Raw genomic sequence first — 17,474 nt, forward strand, 5'->3', positions numbered from 1 at the left:
AAAATTTAGCCACCTTATCAGCGGTGTGCCATTAGAGGGGATGTGGACAATAAGATGAGTAAACGTGCACTAGTTTTTCCGCCCAATTTTAAGCTGGTTTTGTACGCGATGGCAGTGATGTGCCTCGTACAGTTGTTGGGTGGTATTTTTGGCTTACCCGTCTATCGTTTTGGGATTGTACCGCATAATGTTCATCATTTGAGTGGTGTGTTAACTGCGCCTTTTGTGCATGGTAGCTGGGGACATTTGCTGAGTAATTTGCTCGGTTTAAGTATTAGCGGCTATTTGGCTGCGAGATTACCAAGGTTTAAGCGAGCAACACTTTTTATTGTGGTTGCTACAGGGCTGTTGGTGTGGCTGTTTGCTGGGCACGCTAATCACATTGGTGCATCAGGCATTGTAATGGGTTATTTTGGCTTATTGCTGGGTGCTGCGCTATTCAATCGAGATGTGCTTGGTATTGTTAGTTTTATTGCTATGCTGGTATTGACTTACTATGCCAACATTAGTTTTTTAGCGACGTTATTTGATTTTTCTGCACAGACGAGTAGTTCAAGTCATATTTTTGGGTTTTTAAGCGGATTAGGCGGGGCATACTTAACTAAGCAAAAGCGTATTGCTCGGCGTTAAAGCAGCATAACCTGCCAGTGACGGCAGGTTATGCTTTGGGATTCAAGTTATTACCAAATACGCACGCGCTCTTCAGGTGCTAGGTATAGTTTGTCACCCGGTTTAACGTCAAACGCTTTATACCATGCATCATGGTTGCGAGGTGCAAGCGCTCTAAATTGACCTGGTGCGTGTGTACCTGCGCGTAGTTGGTTTAGCATGCTTTGCTCAGTACGCTTTTCTTTCCATACTTGTGCCCAGGCAAGGAAGAAACGTTGGTCGCCAGTCAAGCCATCAATCACAGGTGCTTCTTTGCCGTTTAGGCTCAGTTTATAAGCATGGTAAGCCATTGCAAGGCCACCTACGTCACCGATGTTTTCGCCAAGGCTGTTACGACCGTTTACGAAGTTACCCTCAATAGGCTCATATTTGTTGTATTGCGCCGCGAGCTTGTCTGCTTTTTCTTCGAAAGCAGCGCGATCTGAATCGGTCCACCAATTACGCTGAATACCGTTGGCATCTGATTTAGATCCTTGGTCATCAAAACCGTGGCCCATTTCGTGCCCTATCACCGCACCAATACCGCCGTAGTTTACTGCAGGGTCTGCATTTGGATCGAAGAATGGCGGTTGTAGAATTGCCGCAGGGAAAACGATTTCATTAAACGAGCTGTTGTAGTAGGCGTTTACGCGTTGCGGTGTCATACCCCAGCGGTTACGGTCGGTTTTTTCAAGCTCTTTGGCGATACTGTCATTGCGGAAAAACTCACGTAGGTTTTTCACATTCGTCATTAAGTTATCGCGGGTTAAGGTTAACCCATCAAATGATTGCCATTTATCAGGGTAGCCAATCTTAGGCGTAAATGCGGCAAGTTTTGCTTGAGCATTTACTTTTGTTTCTTCCCCCATCCAGTCTAAGCTTTCAATCCTTTCACCAAGCGCGGTGCGTAGGTTTTCAACCAATTCTGACATTTGTTTTTTAGAAGACTCTGGGAAGTAACGGGCAACGTAAACTTTACCAATTGCAAAGCCAAGCGACGTAGTGCCAGACATTTCGCTTATTGCGCGTTTCCAACGAGCACGTGGTTCTTGTTGACCACTTAAATGTTTGCCATAAAATTCAAAGTTAGTATTGAAGATATCTTCAGACAGCAGCGACGCATTGCCGCTAATTGCGTGATAAGTTAAGTAGTCTTTCCAAACGGCCAAGTCTTCAGAGTTGATAAGCGCAATCATTGCTTTAATCGGCTCTGGCTGAGACATATTTAGCTGAGGCACTTTGTAGCCTGTTTCAGCAAAATATAAATCCCAATTAAAGCCTGGGTACTGTGTTGCTAGTTCGTCACGTTTGACTTGATTTAATGTCAGGTCGCGATTTCTGCGTTTTTCACGTGGCCAGTGTCCCTCAGCAATTTTAGTTTCAAGTGCAAGAATGGCCTCTGCGCGCTCAGTCGGCTTGTCTTTACCCGCAAATTTAAGCATATCTGCAATATGCGTAACGTATGCTTCTCGAGTTTTAACAAAACGCTCAGCCTCTTCTAAATAGTAAGAGCGATCTGGTAGTCCAAGTCCGCCAGCACCCATCGACATCTCATATTTATTTGGGTCTAGACGGTTAAACCACATACCGCCGCCGAGCGGCGCATTTACGCCAGTTAACCAAGATTGCCCGAATGCTTTGGTTAGACCGTCAGTGTTGTTAATGGCGTCAATGTCAGCAAGTAGTGGCTGAATAGGTTTAATACCAAGCTTATTTAGGGTTTCAACATCCATATAAGCATTGTAAAAATCGGCAATTAGCTGCTCTTCGGCGTTTAGGTTTTTACCGTTAGCAATCTCTTCGATAATGGTTTTTACTTGCTCTTCACTGCGTTCAGCAAGTGCAGAGAATGCACCAAAACGCGTTTTGTCTGCTGGCATTTCGTAGTTTTTGTACCAAGTGCCGCTGGCGTACATAAAGAAATCATCGCCTGGTTTTACACTTTCATCGCGTGCACTGAGGTCAACACCAAAGTTGCCAAGTTCGGCCTTACCAGTGGCTACCGCTGCGTTTTCTGTTTTTTGGGTTTCACTTGTTGTGACTTGTGGCTCAGAGCAAGCCGTCAGCATAACGGCTGCAAGTGCACTTGCTATTATCGTTTTTTTCATTATGTAGTCTCTATCTAGTTCGAGAAGTGAGCCCGACAGTCGTCCTATTGTATTTACTATCGGGAATGGAACCATTGTCGAGCGAATACCTGTTTGCTGCAAGCATTTGAGTCGAATTGTTGAAAAATTCATGGTAAATGCGTTTTTAAACTTCACAATGCGTGAAGGGAATTGAAATTGCTTCAAGCTTTAAATCAATAGAAATATCCCTTATCATTTCGGCATTGTTATCGGTGCGTTTGCACTGCATGGGCCACAAGAAACGAATTTATGCAATTATCACCAAGTTTAACGGCGCTTATTGAAGCGCTGCGTTGTTTACCTGGCATTGGGCCTAAGTCTGCGCAACGTATTGCCTTTCATTTATTAGAGCGAGACAGAGAGGGCGGCAGCCAACTGGGGCAAAGCCTTACTCATGCGATGCAAGCCATCGGTCATTGCTCAAGCTGCCGAACATTTAGTGAGGTTGAGGTGTGTGATATTTGCCAAAGTATCAAGCGCCAAGACACAGGGCTGCTTTGTGTGGTTGAATCACCAACGGACGTATTGGCGATAGAGCAAACGGGCCAATTTAATGGCTTGTATTTTGTGCTGATGGGGCATTTATCGCCTCTGGATGGAATTGGCCCTAATGAAATCGGCCTTGATGTTCTTGAGCGTAAGCTAAGTGCTGGCAATATTAATGAAGTTATCTTAGCGACAAACCCAACGGTGGAAGGCGAGGCAACGGCACATTATATTTCTGAGTTATGTCATAAATATCAAGTTGAAGCGTCGCGTATTGCTCACGGTATGCCTGTTGGCGGTGAGCTTGACCTGGTAGACGGTATGACGTTAATGCATGCGTTTAGCGGGCGCAAGAAGCTCCAATCTTAACGCTTCTTACTTAAAGCCCTGTTTTTGGAGTAATTGAATCTAAAAAATAGGGCGATTTGTTAAAAATTTTGTTCAGTCTCTTGAAAGTTTTTTCTCTTCCCCCATATACCTAGCATATTGATAAAGAACACTGCATTAATTGCTTATATTGGAGAGAACAATGTCCGCAGCTCAAAAAGAAACATTAGGCTTTCAAACAGAAGTCAAACAATTATTAAACCTAATGATCCACTCTTTGTACTCAAACAAAGAGATCTTTTTACGCGAATTAGTATCTAACGCTTCAGACGCGGCTGACAAACTACGTTATTTAGCTTTGCAAAATGGTGACCTTTACGAAGGTGACGCGGAACTACGTGTTCGCTTAAGCGTAAACAAAGATGCAAAAACCATTACCATTTCTGACAATGGTATTGGTATGACGCGTGACGAAGTGATCAGCTCATTAGGTACCATCGCAAAATCTGGTACAGCTGATTTCTTTAAAAACCTAACTGGCGACCAAGCAAAAGATTCACAGCTGATTGGTCAGTTCGGTGTTGGTTTCTATTCTGCATTCATTGTTGCTGATAAAGTAACGGTTCGTACGCGTAAAGCGGGTGAGTCAGAGGCGGTTGAATGGGAATCGCAAGGTGAAGGCGACTTCACGATTGCTGAAATCGAAAAAGCAGAGCGTGGTACAGAGATCACACTACATCTTCGTGAAGAAGAGAGTGAGTTCCTTGAAACTTATCGCCTTCGCGGTATTGTGACTAAATACTCAGATCACATTTCAATTCCTGTTGAACTTTATAAAGACCCAGTTCCTGAATCTGAAGGCCCAGATGGCGAGAAAATTGAAGCGCAACCTGGCGAGTGGGAAGCGATCAACAAAGCCACAGCACTTTGGACTCGTGATAAATCAGAGATCAGCGAAGAAGAATATAAAGAGTTCTACAAGCATGTTGGTCATGATTGGGAAGAGCCACTCACTTGGGCACACAATAAAGTAGAAGGTAAAACTGAATACACCAGCCTACTTTATATCCCTAAAAAGGCACCTTTCGATTTATACAATCGTGAGCGTCAAGCTGGCCTTAAGCTTTATGTACAACGCGTGTTCATCATGGATGACGCCGAGCAGTTTATGCCAAGCTACCTGCGCTTTGTTAAAGGCTTACTAGATTCTAACGATTTACCGCTTAACGTATCTCGTGAGATCCTACAAGACAACAAGATCACTCAAGCTATTCGTAAAGGCTGTACATCTCGTGTACTTAAAATGCTTGAGCGTATGGGCAAAAACAAACCAGAAGATTACCAAGCATTCTGGAATGAATTTGGTAATGTGATCAAAGAAGGTCCTGCTGAAGATTTCGCAAACAAAGATGCTATTGCAAAACTATTGCGCTTTAGCTCTACACATACTGACGAGAAAACGCAAAATGTTTCTCTTGAGCAGTACATTGAGCGTATGAAAGAAGGCCAAGATAAGATTTACTATGTTGTGGCTGATAGCTTTGAAGCAGCAAAGAGTTCACCGCATCTTGAAATCTTCCGTAAGAAAGGCATTGAAGTTTTACTGTTGTCGGATCGTGTTGACGAGTGGATGATGAGCCACCTCACTGAATTCAACGAGAAGCCACTTCAGTCAATCACGCGTGGTGATCTTGACTTAGGTGATATGGATGACGAAGAGACGAAAAAAGCACACGAAGAAAGTGAGAAAGAAGTTGAAGGCCTAGTTGAGCGCGTGAAAACAGCACTTGGCGATAAAGTGAAAGAAGTACGCTTTACGCACCGCTTAACAGATTCTCCTGCGTGTGTGGTTGCAGACGATCACGACATGAGCTCTCAGATGCAAAAGCTAATGGAGCAGGTGGGTCAAGCCGTGCCTGAGTCTAAGCCGGTATTTGAACTTAACCCTGAGCACCAATTGGTTAAGCACTTGAATAACGAACAAGACGAAGACAAGTTTGGACAATGGGCAGAAGTACTACTAGACCAAGCAATGCTTGCAGAGCGTGGTAGCCTGAAAGATCCAGCGGGATTTGTAAGCCGTCTTAATAAGCTAATGCTAGATCTACAAAAGTAAAATTAATGAAGTAAATTGGTATAACGAATTGAAAAAGCCGGTCGTTGTTAAGTGACCGGCTTTGTTGTATTTATTGATGAGAGTATATAGTGAGGCTATAGACTCTTCAGTGCGCCAACGACTTCTTCGTAGTTTGGCTCTTTTGCTAAATTTTCTACCAGCTGCTTGTAAACAACCTTGTGTTCCTTGTCTAGCACAAAAATTGCACGACTGAGCAGGCCCATATCTTTAATCAACAAGCCATAATTTTCACCAAAAGAATGCCATACGGCGTCTGATAATGTTTTAACCTTGTCGATATTTTCTGCTTTGCAAAAGCGCTTTTGCGCAAACGGCAAGTCAGCACTAATCGTCAACATGGCAACATCAGGAAATTGGCTTGCTACTTTTTCATTGAAATGTTTAGTTTGTAGGCTGCAAGTGCCAGTATCTAGGCTTGGAACAACACTAATTAAAATTGCACGACTTTCAAAGTCTTTCAGGGTAACAGGGCTGAAGTCAGCATCGGCAACCTTAAAATCCGGTGCAGCCTGACCTTGCTTTACACCATTACCAAGCAATACCACCGCTTTACCTTGCGCTTTTACCTTGCCCATATCTACCGAGTTTTCAGGTAAATCATAAGCCAATGATATCGCACTAAACAGACCACTCGCTAAAACTAACGCTTTCAGCATAAAGTATTCCTTTTGAAGTTAACTTAATTGATTTGAGTGTATTATACTGACAGTAACTAACCAAGCTTAAGTGACATTTAGATTGTCAAGATGGCGTCGTTTTATTAACATATGTCGCAATTTTAAGCTTTAATCTCATAATTATAACTAAAACTTCCCGACATCGTGCCGATACGCATGGGAAACAGAAAGAGAGCTTGTATGTCAACACTAGTCCTAATTTGTGACGATTCAAAACTTGCCCGTCGGCAGCTGGCGCGTTCATTGCCAGACGACTGGGATATTAAAGTAGAATTTGCAGAGAATGGACTCGACTGTATTAAACAAATAAAAGCACTTTCTCCAGAGATTCTATTCCTTGATCTAAATATGCCGCAGATGGATGGCTATGAAGTGCTACAGGCCATTACCGAGCAAGATTTATCCGTGCTTACTGTCGTTGTTTCTGGCGACATTCAACCTAATGCGCACCAACGAGTGATAGAACTTGGCGCTATTGATTTTATCCGTAAGCCCTGCGATGCAGCTAAACTTGCTGAAATTATTGAGCATCATGGAATAAAAGACAAAGCAATCAGAGAAAGCTTGGTTCATAAACTTGGTGAGCAGCTAGACCCTGAGATCCGTGATATCTATCAAGAGCTTACCAACGTCGCTATGGGGCAGGCGGGTGATTTGTTGGCGCGATTGCTAAACGTATTCGTCGAATTACCTATTCCAAACGTTAATGTACTCGAAGTCAACGAGCTGCATATGGCACTGCAAGCGATTGATGCGAGCGCAACTACGTCGGGCGTTTGCCAAGGCTTTATTGGCGGCGGTGTTTCCGGAGAAGCATTGCTACTGCTCAATGACTCTAGTTTCAAAGAGATCGCGTCCTTGATGAATTATCATGGCGATCTTAATACCAAAGTTGAGCTTGAGCTTTTAATGGATATTAGCAATATCTTGATTGGCGCAATTTTAACGGGACTATCTAAGCAGCTCGATATGTCTTTCAGTCAAGGCCACCCCGTGGTGCTTGGCCAACATTGTGATGTTGCTGAGCTTGTGAAAGCCAACAAAGCGAGATGGCAAAGAACGCTCGCTATAGAGATTAGCTATGGCATCGAGCATCACAACATTAACTGTGACCTTATGCTGCTATTCACAGAAGACTCGCTTAAAACATTAAAATACAAAGTAGCCTATTTATTGGATGATTAACTATGCCTGCAGCCGATTTTGATATGAATGAAATCCATTGGTTAATGGATATGTTTAACACCGTAGATGTTGGCTTGGTGGTACTCGATCGCGACTACAAGGTATGTATATGGAATGGTTTTATGGAAAATCATTCTGGTTTGTTACCGAGTGCGGTTAAAGATAAAGACATTTTTGATTTGTTCCCAAGTATTGATGAGCAATGGTTTAGATCAAAAGCTGAGCCTGTATTCGTGCTAAAAAATCGGTCGTTTACCATTTGGGAGCAGCAGCCGTATATTTTCCGATTCAAAAATTATCGACCTATCACAGGCAAAGCGGATTATATGTATCAGAATGCAACTTTCATCCCATTGACCACAGTGACGGGGGATGTAGGGCATATTTGTGTGATCATATACGATGTAACCGACGAAGCAATCAACAAGTTAGAGCTTGAGTCGTTGAATAAACAATTAGAAAAAATTAGCCGAACAGACAGTTTAACGCAGTTGCATAATCGCGGCTTTTGGGAAGAAAGCCTAAAGCAAGAGTTTAAACGCTTGAAACGTAATCAAGGCCAAAGTGCATTGCTTATGTTTGATATTGACCACTTTAAGCGTATCAATGACGAATACGGTCACAGTGGTGGAGATGAGGCAATCCGTCATATCTCTGACTTACTACGCAAAACACTACGCGAAACGGACACTGCAGGCCGCTACGGCGGTGAAGAGTTTGCAGTGACTTTGCTCGACACAGACGTAAAGGGTGCAATCACTTTCGCCGAAAGACTGCGCTCGTTAATAGAAAACTCATCTATTTACTACGATGAACAACAAATAAAGATTACGGTTAGCCTTGGTGTTGCCGTGTACGAAGAGTCTTTTGAAAAACATGAACAATGGATTGAAGCCGCGGACAGCGCTTTGTATGTTTCTAAAGAGGGCGGAAGAAATCGGGTAACTGTATACTCTGAAGACATGGCCAGCGAGTAAATTTATCTTTATATGGTGACTTTAGCGCGATGCGGTTCTATTCATATTGCCACTTTATAATTCTTACCCCACTAACTTTTTAGTATCGGTGTGGAATGAACAGCGGTCTGTTAGACAAATCAACAGTATCGTTCGGTTATTCCGCGAATTAAAGTGATAAAAGTGGCATCTTACTCACCGCTAAATACATCACGATAACGACTGAAACCGGTATGGTTAAGAGTGCAAGTTTAGTAAAAGGGCCGTGGTAGAGCGCTAACCAACGCCGTTGCTGAGCGCTTGCAATGCCCAAGTGGACTCTTTTAGATGCCTTTGCTGCTAACCAATTTCCCAAGAAAATATCCACAATCTCTAACGGGATAATCACGAGACCGACCACAAGTAGCTTTTGCTGGAGCCATGGAGATGTAAACCATCCAGCTAAAAAAGCCATAGAAAAGCCTGTTAATAAGAGGACAATAAATGCTACATGTTCCAGTGTGACCATGAGAAAGAACACATGATCCACCTTCGCGGTCACCGGTCCTATATTTTCATTTTCTATTGCTTTTAATACAAGCCAAGCACCAAGAGCTGGGCCGAGCCAAAAAATCAAGGCACCTATGTGCACTAATTTTAAGATTGCGTATTCCATCTAGGCCTCAAAACTTGATGTGCAAAGATAATCATCCAAAGTGTACTAAGAGTCATGCTTGATGCAGTAAATATCTCAGCAGCTTTAAGTTGACCAGCAGCGATAGATACAGACAGCAATAAGCCTAAAATCCAAGCGGTGATCCCCCACACTGATACCCATGTTTTAAATATACCTTGCTTAATGGCTAGACAGGTTAACGTAAGCCCTCCTAAATTATAAAGGCCATTACCTAAGTAACCGGTTAGATGGGTTGCAATATGCTCAAACAGTAAAAATACAGATTCTCCCATGGCTAAATGAACTACTTTTGGTAAAACAAAGGCATAAATTACTTCAGCAATTAGATCTGGGGCCACACCCAAGGCGACTAATAGCAGGCCAACATGCTTTCTAAAGTCTGCTTTGAGCTCACCTGCTAAAATAACACTAAATACTAAAAGACCTAGTGCAGAGAACATCCAAGCTATCCAAGACCACTGCCACAATACTAAGTTTTCGGCAATAAACTCCATACGCATTATTACCGTGTTATCAAGAGGCAAGCCAGGACGCATCGGTCCATTCATTAATAGGCATGCCGCAGTAATTATTGCAGCAATTAGATAAACAACAACAAATTTGGTTTTGTATTGATCCATTGGTTTTATGTCTGGATTAGAGTCCTTTGGTTCATCTTAAATCTATACCCAAAATTGGTAAAGCCTTAGTCTGAGTAGACACTATTTACTTGGTGAAAATTGAATAAACCTTGTCTTTAAACTATAGCGGTTAACCAGAGTTGTTAGGTCTACGCTCATGCTCTTGATATCAAAAGACTTGTAAATCATGGCTTATCTAGCTTTAATGGAGGAGTGGGGAGTTGAGTTCTCAATTAGAGGTCTTTAGCCATTTATTTTAAGATGAGGCAGGTGAATAGTAGTTCCTTAAATGATTTTAACTCATTAGGAAGAATTCCATAGACTTCAGTCAATATGAAACACTTGCTTGAAATGCGTAATCACTTACAACAATAAAAGGGAATGAAAAATGAACGATAATGATGAATACTGGGGGATGCCGCTAAATACATACTGTATGTTATTACATTTGAGCCAACTGGCGAGCTTTGTTGCTCCGGGACTAGGGCTTGTATTACCGGTGGTTATGTGGGCAACCAATAAGGATAAAAGCGAAACAATCGACCAACACGGAAAAGCCACTATTAACTGGTTAATTAGCTTAATCATCTATTCCATAATTTGCGGTATTTTAGTTTTTGTTGCGGTTGGTATTTTAGGGTTCGTTGTGTTAGCTATTCTTAATATTATATTTGCCATCATTGCCGCGATGAAAGCCAATAATGGGGAAGTATGGATTTATCCACTTAGCTTCAATTTTTTTAAGTAACCGGCACTTTGAATAGCGAAGCTCTGCAGTTGGAAGTGTTTACGTGCTGTCTAGAGTTTAATAACACACCTCACTGTAGAGTAGTTGAAGCTAAAGTGTCTAAGCATTAGAAAGGAGTCACGGCAAATACAACCTGTTTGCCGTCTCCTAAGTCAAACTAACAGAGTTACGATTCACTTTCCTCTTCAGGGCATTGAGCTATCTGCTCGATATTGCCATTTTCATCTACTTGTTCAAGTTTCACTTTAAATCCCCATAAGCGATAGAGGTGCTTTATCACTTCTTGCTTTGAAGCGGCAAGTGGGATCCCGCCTTGCGGTACATACCTTAGCGTAAGTGAACGATCTCCCCGTACATCGACGTCATAAACTTGAATATTAGGCTCATGGTTACTCAAGTTGTACTGCGCTGAAAGGGCACTGCGAAGTTGTTGATAACCCATTTCGTCGTGAATAGGGCCAACTTCTAAGTGCGGAGATTTTTGTTTGTCGACAATCGTAAAAAGCTTAAAGTCGCGCATGAGCTTTGGAGATAAAAATTGGCTGATAAAGCTCTCGTCTTTAAAATTTTGCATCGCAAAATGCAGTGTATCCAGCCAGTTGCTCCCCGCAAATTCCGGGAACCACTGTTTGTCTTCTTCCGTTGGGTTTTCGCATATACGGCGAATATCGACCATCATATTAAAGCCGAGCGCATAGGGGTTTATCCCAGAATAAAATTTACTATTGTATGGCGGTTGATACACAACATTGGTATGGCTTTGCAAAAACTCCAACATAAAGGAATCACTTAGTTTTCCCTCGTCATATAAATGGTTCAAAATAGTGTAATGCCAAAATGTAGCCCAGCCTTCATTCATGACTTGAGTTTGTCTTTGCGGGTAGAAGTACTGTGATACTTTACGCACAATACGAATAATCTCGCGTTGCCAAGACTCCAACAATGGGGCATTTTTCTCGATGAAATACAGTATATTTTCCTGGGGTTCTGATGGGAAACGGGCACGGTTGTCTGTTTCTTCATCTTCACCTTTAGGAATGGTTCGCCATAATTCATTAACTTGGGACTGCAAATAATCTTCCCGTTCTTTTTGCCGTTTTTGCTCTTCAAACATAGAGATCCGTTGCGGCCTTTTATACCGATCAACACCGTAATTCATTAATGCATGACAAGAGTCAATCAGGTTTTCTACCTCATCAATACCGTACTTTTCTTCACACTTGGCGACATAATTTTTAGCGAATACCAAGTAATCAATGATGGATGATGCGTCCGTCCAGGTTTTAAATAGATAGTTACCCTTGAAGAAAGAATTATGACCATAGCACGCATGCGCCATCACCAGTGCCTGCATAGGCATGGTATTTTCTTCCATTAAGTACGCAATACAAGGATTAGAGTTAATCACAATCTCGTAGGCAAGACCCATTTGACCTCGTTTGTAGGTTTGCTCAGTCTGGATAAATTTTTTACCGTACGACCAATGTGCATAACCAATTGGCATGCCCACACTTGAGTAGGCATCCATCATCTGCTCAGCTGTGATCACCTCAATTTGATTTGGGTAAGTATCAAGTCTGTAATGCTCGGCTACACGAGCAATTTCCTGATGATAAGTATCAAGTAAATCAAAGGTCCAATCTGGACCATCGTCAATTGGCTGATATGTCATCGCGCAACCCTCCAAAAATTATGCCGCACTTTGCTTATTTTTGTTCTTCTTGAACAATTCTCTAAAGATAGGGTAAATATCTTCTACACCTCGAATGTGCTGCATAGCAAAGTTGTCAAATGAGTTGGCTACTCCTTGATACTCCCGCCACAGACTTTGGTGTGCACGGGTCGTTATCTCTATATACGCATAGTAGCGGACAATTTTAAGTAGTTTGTTAGAGAGTATCTGGGTGCATTGTGGAGAATCATCTGCCCAGTTATCACCGTCAGAGGCTTGTGCGGCGTAAATATTCCAATCGCCTTGGGCATAACGCTCTTGAATGATTTCATCCATTAATTTCAGCGCACTTGAGACAATTGTGCCACCAGTCTCTTGCGAGTAGAAAAACTCTTGCTCGTCTACTTCTTTTGCTTGGGTATGGTGGCGGATATAGACTACCTCAATATCTTTATAAGTGCGGGTTAAGAACTGATAGAGCAAAATATAAAAACGTTTTGCCATGTCTTTGGTGGCTTGATCCATTGAGCCAGACACATCCATCAAGCAAAACATGACCGCTTTGCTGGTGGGGTGCGGACGCCTTTCGTAATTACGAAAGCGTAGGTCGTAATTGTCGATGAAAGGCACCGCGGCTATTTGCTCTTTTAGCACTTGGATCCGCAGTTCTATATCATTGATTTTTTGTTGAGGAGGAACCGGTTCAGCAAGCATACTCGCCAGTTCTTCCTCCAACTCCCTTAACTCTCGGCGTTTACTCGAGGTCATCGCAATGCGGCGTGCCATTGAGCCTTTTAAACTACGTACAATATCTAGGTTACTAGGCATACCATCATTACAAAAGCCAGCTCGATGCGTTTTCAATTGCATTAATTTATCTAACTGGCTTTGTTGTAAGTTGGGTAACTCCAAGTCTTCAAACAATAGGTCTAAGTATTCGTCTTTTGAAATAGAAAATACAAAGTCGTCTTGTCCTTCGCCTTGGTTACTTGCCTCGCCATCACCTGACCCACCACCTTGCCCAGAAGGAGGGCGTTGGATCCGATCGCCCGTTGAAAATTGATCGTTACCTGGGTGAATGAGCTCTCTGTCACCCCCTTTTCCCTGATGGAAAGTGGGCTCGCTGATATCTCGTTGTGGGATAGAAATGCTTTCGCCACTGGAGATATCAGTCACACTACGTTTGTTGATGGCCTCTGAAACCGCTTTCTTTATCTGCTTCTTGTAGCGGCGGATAAAACGTTGGCGGTTCAGAGTGCTCTTATTTTTACCGTTAAGACGGCGGTCAATAAAATGCGCCATATAACACCCTCTTCATACTAACAAGTTACTGTGACTTTCTAACTCTTAAATACCATTCTGAAAGTAGGCGAACTTGTTTTTGGGTATAGCCTTTATCAACCATACGATTGACAAAGTCCTCGTGCTTCTTCTGATCTTCGGCAGAGGTTTTTGCATTAAACGAAATCACAGGGAGTAAGTCTTCGGTATTAGAGAACATTTTCTTCTCGATAACCGTTCTTAGTTTTTCATAGCTGGTCCATACTGGATTGTCACCATTGTGATGGGCTCTTGCTCTTAAAACAAAGTTGACTATCTCGTTACGGAAATCTTTGGGATTGGAAATACCGGCTGGCTTTTCAATCTTTTCCAGCTCGCCGTTAAGTGCGGCTCTATCAAACAGTTGGCCAGTATCTGGGTCACGATATTCTTGATCTTGGATCCAAAAATCTGCATAGGTAACATAGCGGTCAAAAATGTTTTGGCCGTACTCAGAGTACGACTCAAGGTAAGCTGTTTGTAGCTCTTTACCAATAAATTCGACATATTGCGGAATTAGATACCCTTTAAGGTGGCTTAGGTAGCGCTCTTGTACTTCTGCGTTAAATTGTTCGCGCTCAATTTGTTGCTCAAGTACATAAAATAAATGAACTGGGTTTGCTGCGACTTCACTGTGGTCAAAGTTAAACACACGAGAGAGGATCTTAAAGGCAAAGCGAGTTGAGAGGCCGCTCATGCCTTCGTCCACACCAGCGTAGTCTCTGTATTCTTGATAGGACTTAGCTTTTGGATCTGTGTCTTTTAAGCTTTCACCATCGTACACCCGCATTTTTGAATAGATACTGGAGTTCTCTGGCTCTTTAATCCGAGACAGTGCTGAAAACTTCGCTAAAGTTTCTAAAGTGCCAGGCGCACAGGGGGCTTCCCTGAGCTCACTATTTTCAATAAGCTTCTCGTAAATTTTGACCTCTTCAGACACGCGTAAACAATAAGGCACTTTAACGATGTAAACACGGTCTAAAAATGCCTCGTTGTTTTTATTGTTCTTAAAGGTTTGCCATTCAGATTCGTTAGAGTGAGCAAGTATTAGGCCGCTAAATGGTAGGGCGGAAATACCCTCCGTACCATTGTAGTTGCCTTCTTGGGTTGCAGTTAGTAGCGGGTGTAGCACCTTAATGGGTGCTTTAAACATCTCGACAAATTCCATCAAACCTTGGTTCGCAAGGCATAGCGCTCCAGAATACGCATAGGCATCGGGGTCATTTTGAGCGAAATGCTCCAGTTTACGGATATCTACTTTGCCCACCAGTGCTGAGATATCTTGGTTGTTCTCATCCCCAGGCTCCGTTTTCGCGATAGCAATTTGATCAAGAATGGAAGGGTAACGTTTTACGACCTTAAATTGGGTAATATCTCCATTGTACTCATGTAAGCGTTTGGTCGCCCATGGAGACATTATCGTTTTAATATAGCGCCCAGGAATGCCGTACTCTTTTTCAAGTAGGTCAGCATCTTCTTGTGGGCTAAACAAGCAAAGCGGGTGGTCATTAACGGGTGAGCCTTTTAAAGAATAAACCGGCACCTTTTGCATTAAATACTTGAGCTTTTCTGCGATAGACGATTTACCACCACCTACCGGGCCGAGTAAATAGAGTACTTGTTTGCACTCTTCAAGCCCCTGTGCGGCATGTTTGAGATACGATACGATTTGTTCGATGGCATCCTCCATACCGTAAAACTCATTGAAGGCAGGGTATCGAGCTATTACTCTATTCGAAAACAGCCTGCTAAGTCTGGCATCTTTCGACGTATCGATCATTTCTGGTTCGCCTATTGCCATCAGAAGTCGCTCAGGTGCGCTGGCATAGGCTGATTTGTCATTTTTACAAATTTCAAGAAATTCCGCGATGGTGTACTCTTCTTCTTGCGCGGCTTCATATCTGGCCTGATAATGTTCAAATATTGTCATAACGACCTCCAATAAGCTACTTGGTGTGGTTTGCGGATCACAGATTTGGAAAGGTTACTTAAAGCTTAGTCGCGATATGAAGAATACCCAAAAAAAACTAGATTTTTTATGTATTAATGTTGAGTTACAGACATAAAAAAGGGCGCTTTTGCGCCCCATTGTTGCATCAATACTGATAGTTGATGTTAAGCTAGGTTGCTGTTTGCGAAATCCCAGTTAACAAGTGCCCAGAAACCTTTAAGGTAATCAGGACGAACATTACGGTAATCGATGTAGTAAGCGTGTTCCCACAGGTCAACTGTGATGATAGGTGTAACACCTTCTTCAGTCAGCGGCGTTGCTGCATTTGAAGTGTTAACGATATCTAGAGAACCGTCAGCTAGTTGTACTAACCAAGTCCAGCTTGAACCAAAGTTGTTAACTGCTTTGTCGTTGAAAGCTTCTTGGAATGCTGCGAATGAGCCCCATTTTGCATTAATTAGTTCAGCAACTTTACCTGTTGGTTCGCCACCTGCATTTGGCGCAAGGCTGTGCCAGTAGAAAGTGTGGTTCCAGATTTGAGCAGCATTGTTGAAAACACCACCTTCAGAGCTACATACGATCTCTTCTAGTGATTTACCTTCAAAGTCAGTACCTTCGATAAGACCGTTAAGCTTTACAACGTATGTGTTGTGGTGCTTACCGTGGTGGAATTCTAGCGTCTCTTGAGAAACGTGCGGCTCAAGAGCATTTAGTGCATAAGGTAGTGACGGTAGTTCAAATGCCATATTAATCTCCATTTTTTGGTTGATTTGCCAATAACGCATACGAAAGGTAGCTAACATCAGCCCACTTTTCTATACCATTGGCCTATATAGTGATACTATAATTCCTGACTATTTTACTCAAGTTTTGGCAAACAGCAATGCGTGCCAGTGACTTAATGACTTATAATACACATTCTTTGTGAACATATGCCGAATAGAAGTCAAAGCGTAGAACATCGTGACAGGCGGTTATGCTTATTTTAGCCATGGCAGCTAAGGTTCTATCGCTGCTTAAAGTTTGGCATTATGAATGCAACAGGTGTTGTTAAGGTGAGTAGCAAGCTAAAACGCCGATGCTAAACTAAATATTGATAAGCATTGGATGAAACGTCATTTTGAGGTAACTAATGGAAACTATTGACAAGATTAAACAGCAGATCGAAGAAAATCCAATTATTCTATATATGAAAGGGTCGCCAAAACTCCCTAACTGTGGTTTCTCTTCGCAGGCATCTCAGGCTTTGATGGCGTGTGGTGAGCAGTTTGCTTATGTTGACATTTTATTAAATCCAGACATTCGTGCTGAACTACCGCATTATGCGAACTGGCCAACTTTCCCTCAGCTTTGGGTAGAAGGTGAGTTAATCGGTGGTTGTGACATCATCATTGAGATGTTCCAAAAGGGTGAGCTTCAACCTCTTATTGCTGAAACAGCAGCTAAATATAAGAAAGACGAAGCAGCAGCGGAATAAGCTAACCGCTAATGGCAGAGTAGATACTCTGCCATGCTTTATTTTCTAAAAATCTTCTAATATCTTCCTACCTACTTTTTTTAGCAAGTCTTTTTGTCTGCTGTTTGGTTGAAAACCGGCAGTTCATTGAATTTAAGATATCTACACTTTCATTAACGCTATCCGCGCTTATCTAACTCAGAGCTACTCGCTTATTTTTATCAACTTAAGTTGACGTTAGCGTCAAGCTAAAAACGCGCTCTGTTTTGCATACCTATATAAACAGTGTAATCGAACGCGCTCCGATATTGAGTTTTACAAAACTGAAAAAATGAATAATTATTCATTTTTATCAAAGTTTACGTTTACGTAAACGTTTATTCTCGGTTGTGTTTTGTTGCATTTTTATTGGTGTGATACCGGTGTCATTTTACAAATTTATATTCACTATTTTCAAAGTGGCAAATTTATTACGGTTTTGGCTAA

Annotated in this window: 15 protein-coding genes; 7 read left to right on the forward strand and 8 right to left on the reverse strand. The window is 42.3% G+C overall.

Going from position 1 to position 17,474, the window contains the following annotated elements; genetic code table 11:
- Nucleotides 1–54: 54 nt before the first annotated feature.
- A complete protein-coding gene (locus tag DS891_RS01190; protein ID WP_174168581.1) occupies nucleotides 55–630 on the forward strand; it encodes a rhomboid family intramembrane serine protease in 576 nt (191 codons plus the stop codon).
- 50 nt (nucleotides 631–680) lie between these two features.
- On the opposite strand, the gene DS891_RS01195 is transcribed toward DS891_RS01190, so the two are convergent.
- Nucleotides 681–2,756: a M13 family metallopeptidase gene (locus DS891_RS01195; protein ID WP_174168582.1), complete on the reverse strand. Its 2,076-nt coding sequence runs from the start codon at nucleotides 2,754–2,756 to the stop codon at nucleotides 681–683.
- Nucleotides 2,757–3,026: 270 nt separating this feature from the next.
- Between DS891_RS01195 and recR the strand changes: the two genes are divergently transcribed.
- Together recR and htpG are read left to right on the forward strand one after the other, a co-directional pair.
- Nucleotides 3,027–3,632, forward strand: coding sequence for a recombination mediator RecR (gene recR, locus DS891_RS01200; protein WP_130126571.1), 606 nt, complete (start codon nucleotides 3,027–3,029; stop codon nucleotides 3,630–3,632).
- 160 nt (nucleotides 3,633–3,792) lie between these two features.
- On the forward strand, nucleotides 3,793–5,706 hold the full coding sequence (gene htpG, locus DS891_RS01205; protein WP_010606422.1) for a molecular chaperone HtpG: 1,914 nt from the start codon (nucleotides 3,793–3,795) through the stop codon (nucleotides 5,704–5,706).
- 95 nt (nucleotides 5,707–5,801) lie between these two features.
- Here the strand turns inward: htpG and tpx are convergent, their stop codons facing one another.
- Nucleotides 5,802–6,383 (reverse strand): thiol peroxidase, encoded by a 582-nt coding sequence (tpx, locus tag DS891_RS01210; RefSeq protein ID WP_010606423.1) that lies wholly within the window; start codon nucleotides 6,381–6,383, stop codon nucleotides 5,802–5,804.
- 201 nt (nucleotides 6,384–6,584) lie between these two features.
- Between tpx and DS891_RS01215 the strand changes: the two genes are divergently transcribed.
- Together DS891_RS01215 and DS891_RS01220 are read left to right on the forward strand one after the other, a co-directional pair.
- Complete coding sequence (locus DS891_RS01215; RefSeq protein ID WP_010606424.1) at nucleotides 6,585–7,589, forward strand: response regulator; 1,005 nt, start codon at nucleotides 6,585–6,587, stop codon at nucleotides 7,587–7,589.
- 2 nt (nucleotides 7,590–7,591) lie between these two features.
- Nucleotides 7,592–8,566, forward strand: coding sequence for a diguanylate cyclase (locus DS891_RS01220; RefSeq protein ID WP_010375394.1), 975 nt, complete (start codon nucleotides 7,592–7,594; stop codon nucleotides 8,564–8,566).
- A gap of 148 nt (nucleotides 8,567–8,714) precedes the next feature.
- Here the strand turns inward: DS891_RS01220 and DS891_RS01225 are convergent, their stop codons facing one another.
- Entirely contained in the window at nucleotides 8,715–9,200 is a 486-nt protein-coding gene (locus tag DS891_RS01225) for a DUF2269 family protein (RefSeq protein WP_174168583.1), read from the reverse strand.
- Entirely contained in the window at nucleotides 9,182–9,841 is a 660-nt protein-coding gene (locus DS891_RS01230; RefSeq protein ID WP_010606427.1) for a hypothetical protein, read from the reverse strand. Before DS891_RS01230 ends, DS891_RS01225 begins: the two co-directional genes overlap by 19 nt.
- Nucleotides 9,842–10,229: 388 nt before the next feature.
- Here DS891_RS01230 and DS891_RS01235 point away from each other — a divergent pair, with 388 nt between their 5' ends.
- Nucleotides 10,230–10,589 carry a DUF4870 domain-containing protein gene (locus tag DS891_RS01235; RefSeq protein WP_039492452.1) on the forward strand — a complete coding sequence of 120 codons (360 nt, stop codon included), beginning with the start codon at nucleotides 10,230–10,232 and terminating at the stop codon, nucleotides 10,587–10,589.
- Nucleotides 10,590–10,755: 166 nt separating this feature from the next.
- Here the strand turns inward: DS891_RS01235 and DS891_RS01240 are convergent, their stop codons facing one another.
- The 4 genes from DS891_RS01240 to DS891_RS01255 form a co-directional block, all read right to left on the reverse strand.
- Complete coding sequence (locus DS891_RS01240; protein WP_010606429.1) at nucleotides 10,756–12,261, reverse strand: SpoVR family protein; 1,506 nt, start codon at nucleotides 12,259–12,261, stop codon at nucleotides 10,756–10,758.
- 18 nt (nucleotides 12,262–12,279) lie between these two features.
- Nucleotides 12,280–13,563: a YeaH/YhbH family protein gene (locus tag DS891_RS01245; RefSeq protein ID WP_174168584.1), complete on the reverse strand. Its 1,284-nt coding sequence runs from the start codon at nucleotides 13,561–13,563 to the stop codon at nucleotides 12,280–12,282.
- A 25-nt stretch (nucleotides 13,564–13,588) separates the two neighbouring features.
- Complete coding sequence (locus DS891_RS01250) at nucleotides 13,589–15,511, reverse strand: PrkA family serine protein kinase (RefSeq protein ID WP_010606431.1); 1,923 nt, start codon at nucleotides 15,509–15,511, stop codon at nucleotides 13,589–13,591.
- A 185-nt stretch (nucleotides 15,512–15,696) separates the two neighbouring features.
- Nucleotides 15,697–16,278, reverse strand: a complete 582-nt coding sequence (locus DS891_RS01255; protein WP_010375405.1) for a Fe-Mn family superoxide dismutase — start codon at nucleotides 16,276–16,278, stop codon at nucleotides 15,697–15,699.
- Between the two features lie 386 nt (nucleotides 16,279–16,664).
- Between DS891_RS01255 and DS891_RS01260 the strand changes: the two genes are divergently transcribed.
- Nucleotides 16,665–17,009 (forward strand): Grx4 family monothiol glutaredoxin, encoded by a 345-nt coding sequence (locus DS891_RS01260; RefSeq protein ID WP_010375406.1) that lies wholly within the window; start codon nucleotides 16,665–16,667, stop codon nucleotides 17,007–17,009.
- Nucleotides 17,010–17,474: the final 465 nt, after the last annotated feature.

Source organism: Pseudoalteromonas sp. JC28, from assembly GCF_013319255.1.
Lineage (GTDB): Bacteria > Pseudomonadota > Gammaproteobacteria > Enterobacterales > Alteromonadaceae > Pseudoalteromonas.

Bases quoted from the DNA above. Each gene is read 5' to 3' on its own strand.
- DS891_RS01190 (WP_174168581.1), top strand. From the start codon at position 55: ATGAGTAAACGTGCACTAGTTTTTCCGCCCAATTTTAAGCTGGTTTTG.
- DS891_RS01195 (WP_174168582.1), bottom strand. From the start codon at position 2,756: ATGAAAAAAACGATAATAGCAAGTGCACTTGCAGCCGTTATGCTGACG.
- recR (WP_130126571.1), top strand. From the start codon at position 3,027: ATGCAATTATCACCAAGTTTAACGGCGCTTATTGAAGCGCTGCGTTGT.
- htpG (WP_010606422.1), top strand. From the start codon at position 3,793: ATGTCCGCAGCTCAAAAAGAAACATTAGGCTTTCAAACAGAAGTCAAA.
- tpx (WP_010606423.1), bottom strand. From the start codon at position 6,383: ATGCTGAAAGCGTTAGTTTTAGCGAGTGGTCTGTTTAGTGCGATATCA.
- DS891_RS01215 (WP_010606424.1), top strand. From the start codon at position 6,585: ATGTCAACACTAGTCCTAATTTGTGACGATTCAAAACTTGCCCGTCGG.
- DS891_RS01220 (WP_010375394.1), top strand. From the start codon at position 7,592: ATGCCTGCAGCCGATTTTGATATGAATGAAATCCATTGGTTAATGGAT.
- DS891_RS01225 (WP_174168583.1), bottom strand. From the start codon at position 9,200: ATGGAATACGCAATCTTAAAATTAGTGCACATAGGTGCCTTGATTTTT.
- DS891_RS01230 (WP_010606427.1), bottom strand. From the start codon at position 9,841: ATGGATCAATACAAAACCAAATTTGTTGTTGTTTATCTAATTGCTGCA.
- DS891_RS01235 (WP_039492452.1), top strand. From the start codon at position 10,230: ATGAACGATAATGATGAATACTGGGGGATGCCGCTAAATACATACTGT.
- DS891_RS01240 (WP_010606429.1), bottom strand. From the start codon at position 12,261: ATGACATATCAGCCAATTGACGATGGTCCAGATTGGACCTTTGATTTA.
- DS891_RS01245 (WP_174168584.1), bottom strand. From the start codon at position 13,563: ATGGCGCATTTTATTGACCGCCGTCTTAACGGTAAAAATAAGAGCACT.
- DS891_RS01250 (WP_010606431.1), bottom strand. From the start codon at position 15,511: ATGACAATATTTGAACATTATCAGGCCAGATATGAAGCCGCGCAAGAA.
- DS891_RS01255 (WP_010375405.1), bottom strand. From the start codon at position 16,278: ATGGCATTTGAACTACCGTCACTACCTTATGCACTAAATGCTCTTGAG.
- DS891_RS01260 (WP_010375406.1), top strand. From the start codon at position 16,665: ATGGAAACTATTGACAAGATTAAACAGCAGATCGAAGAAAATCCAATT.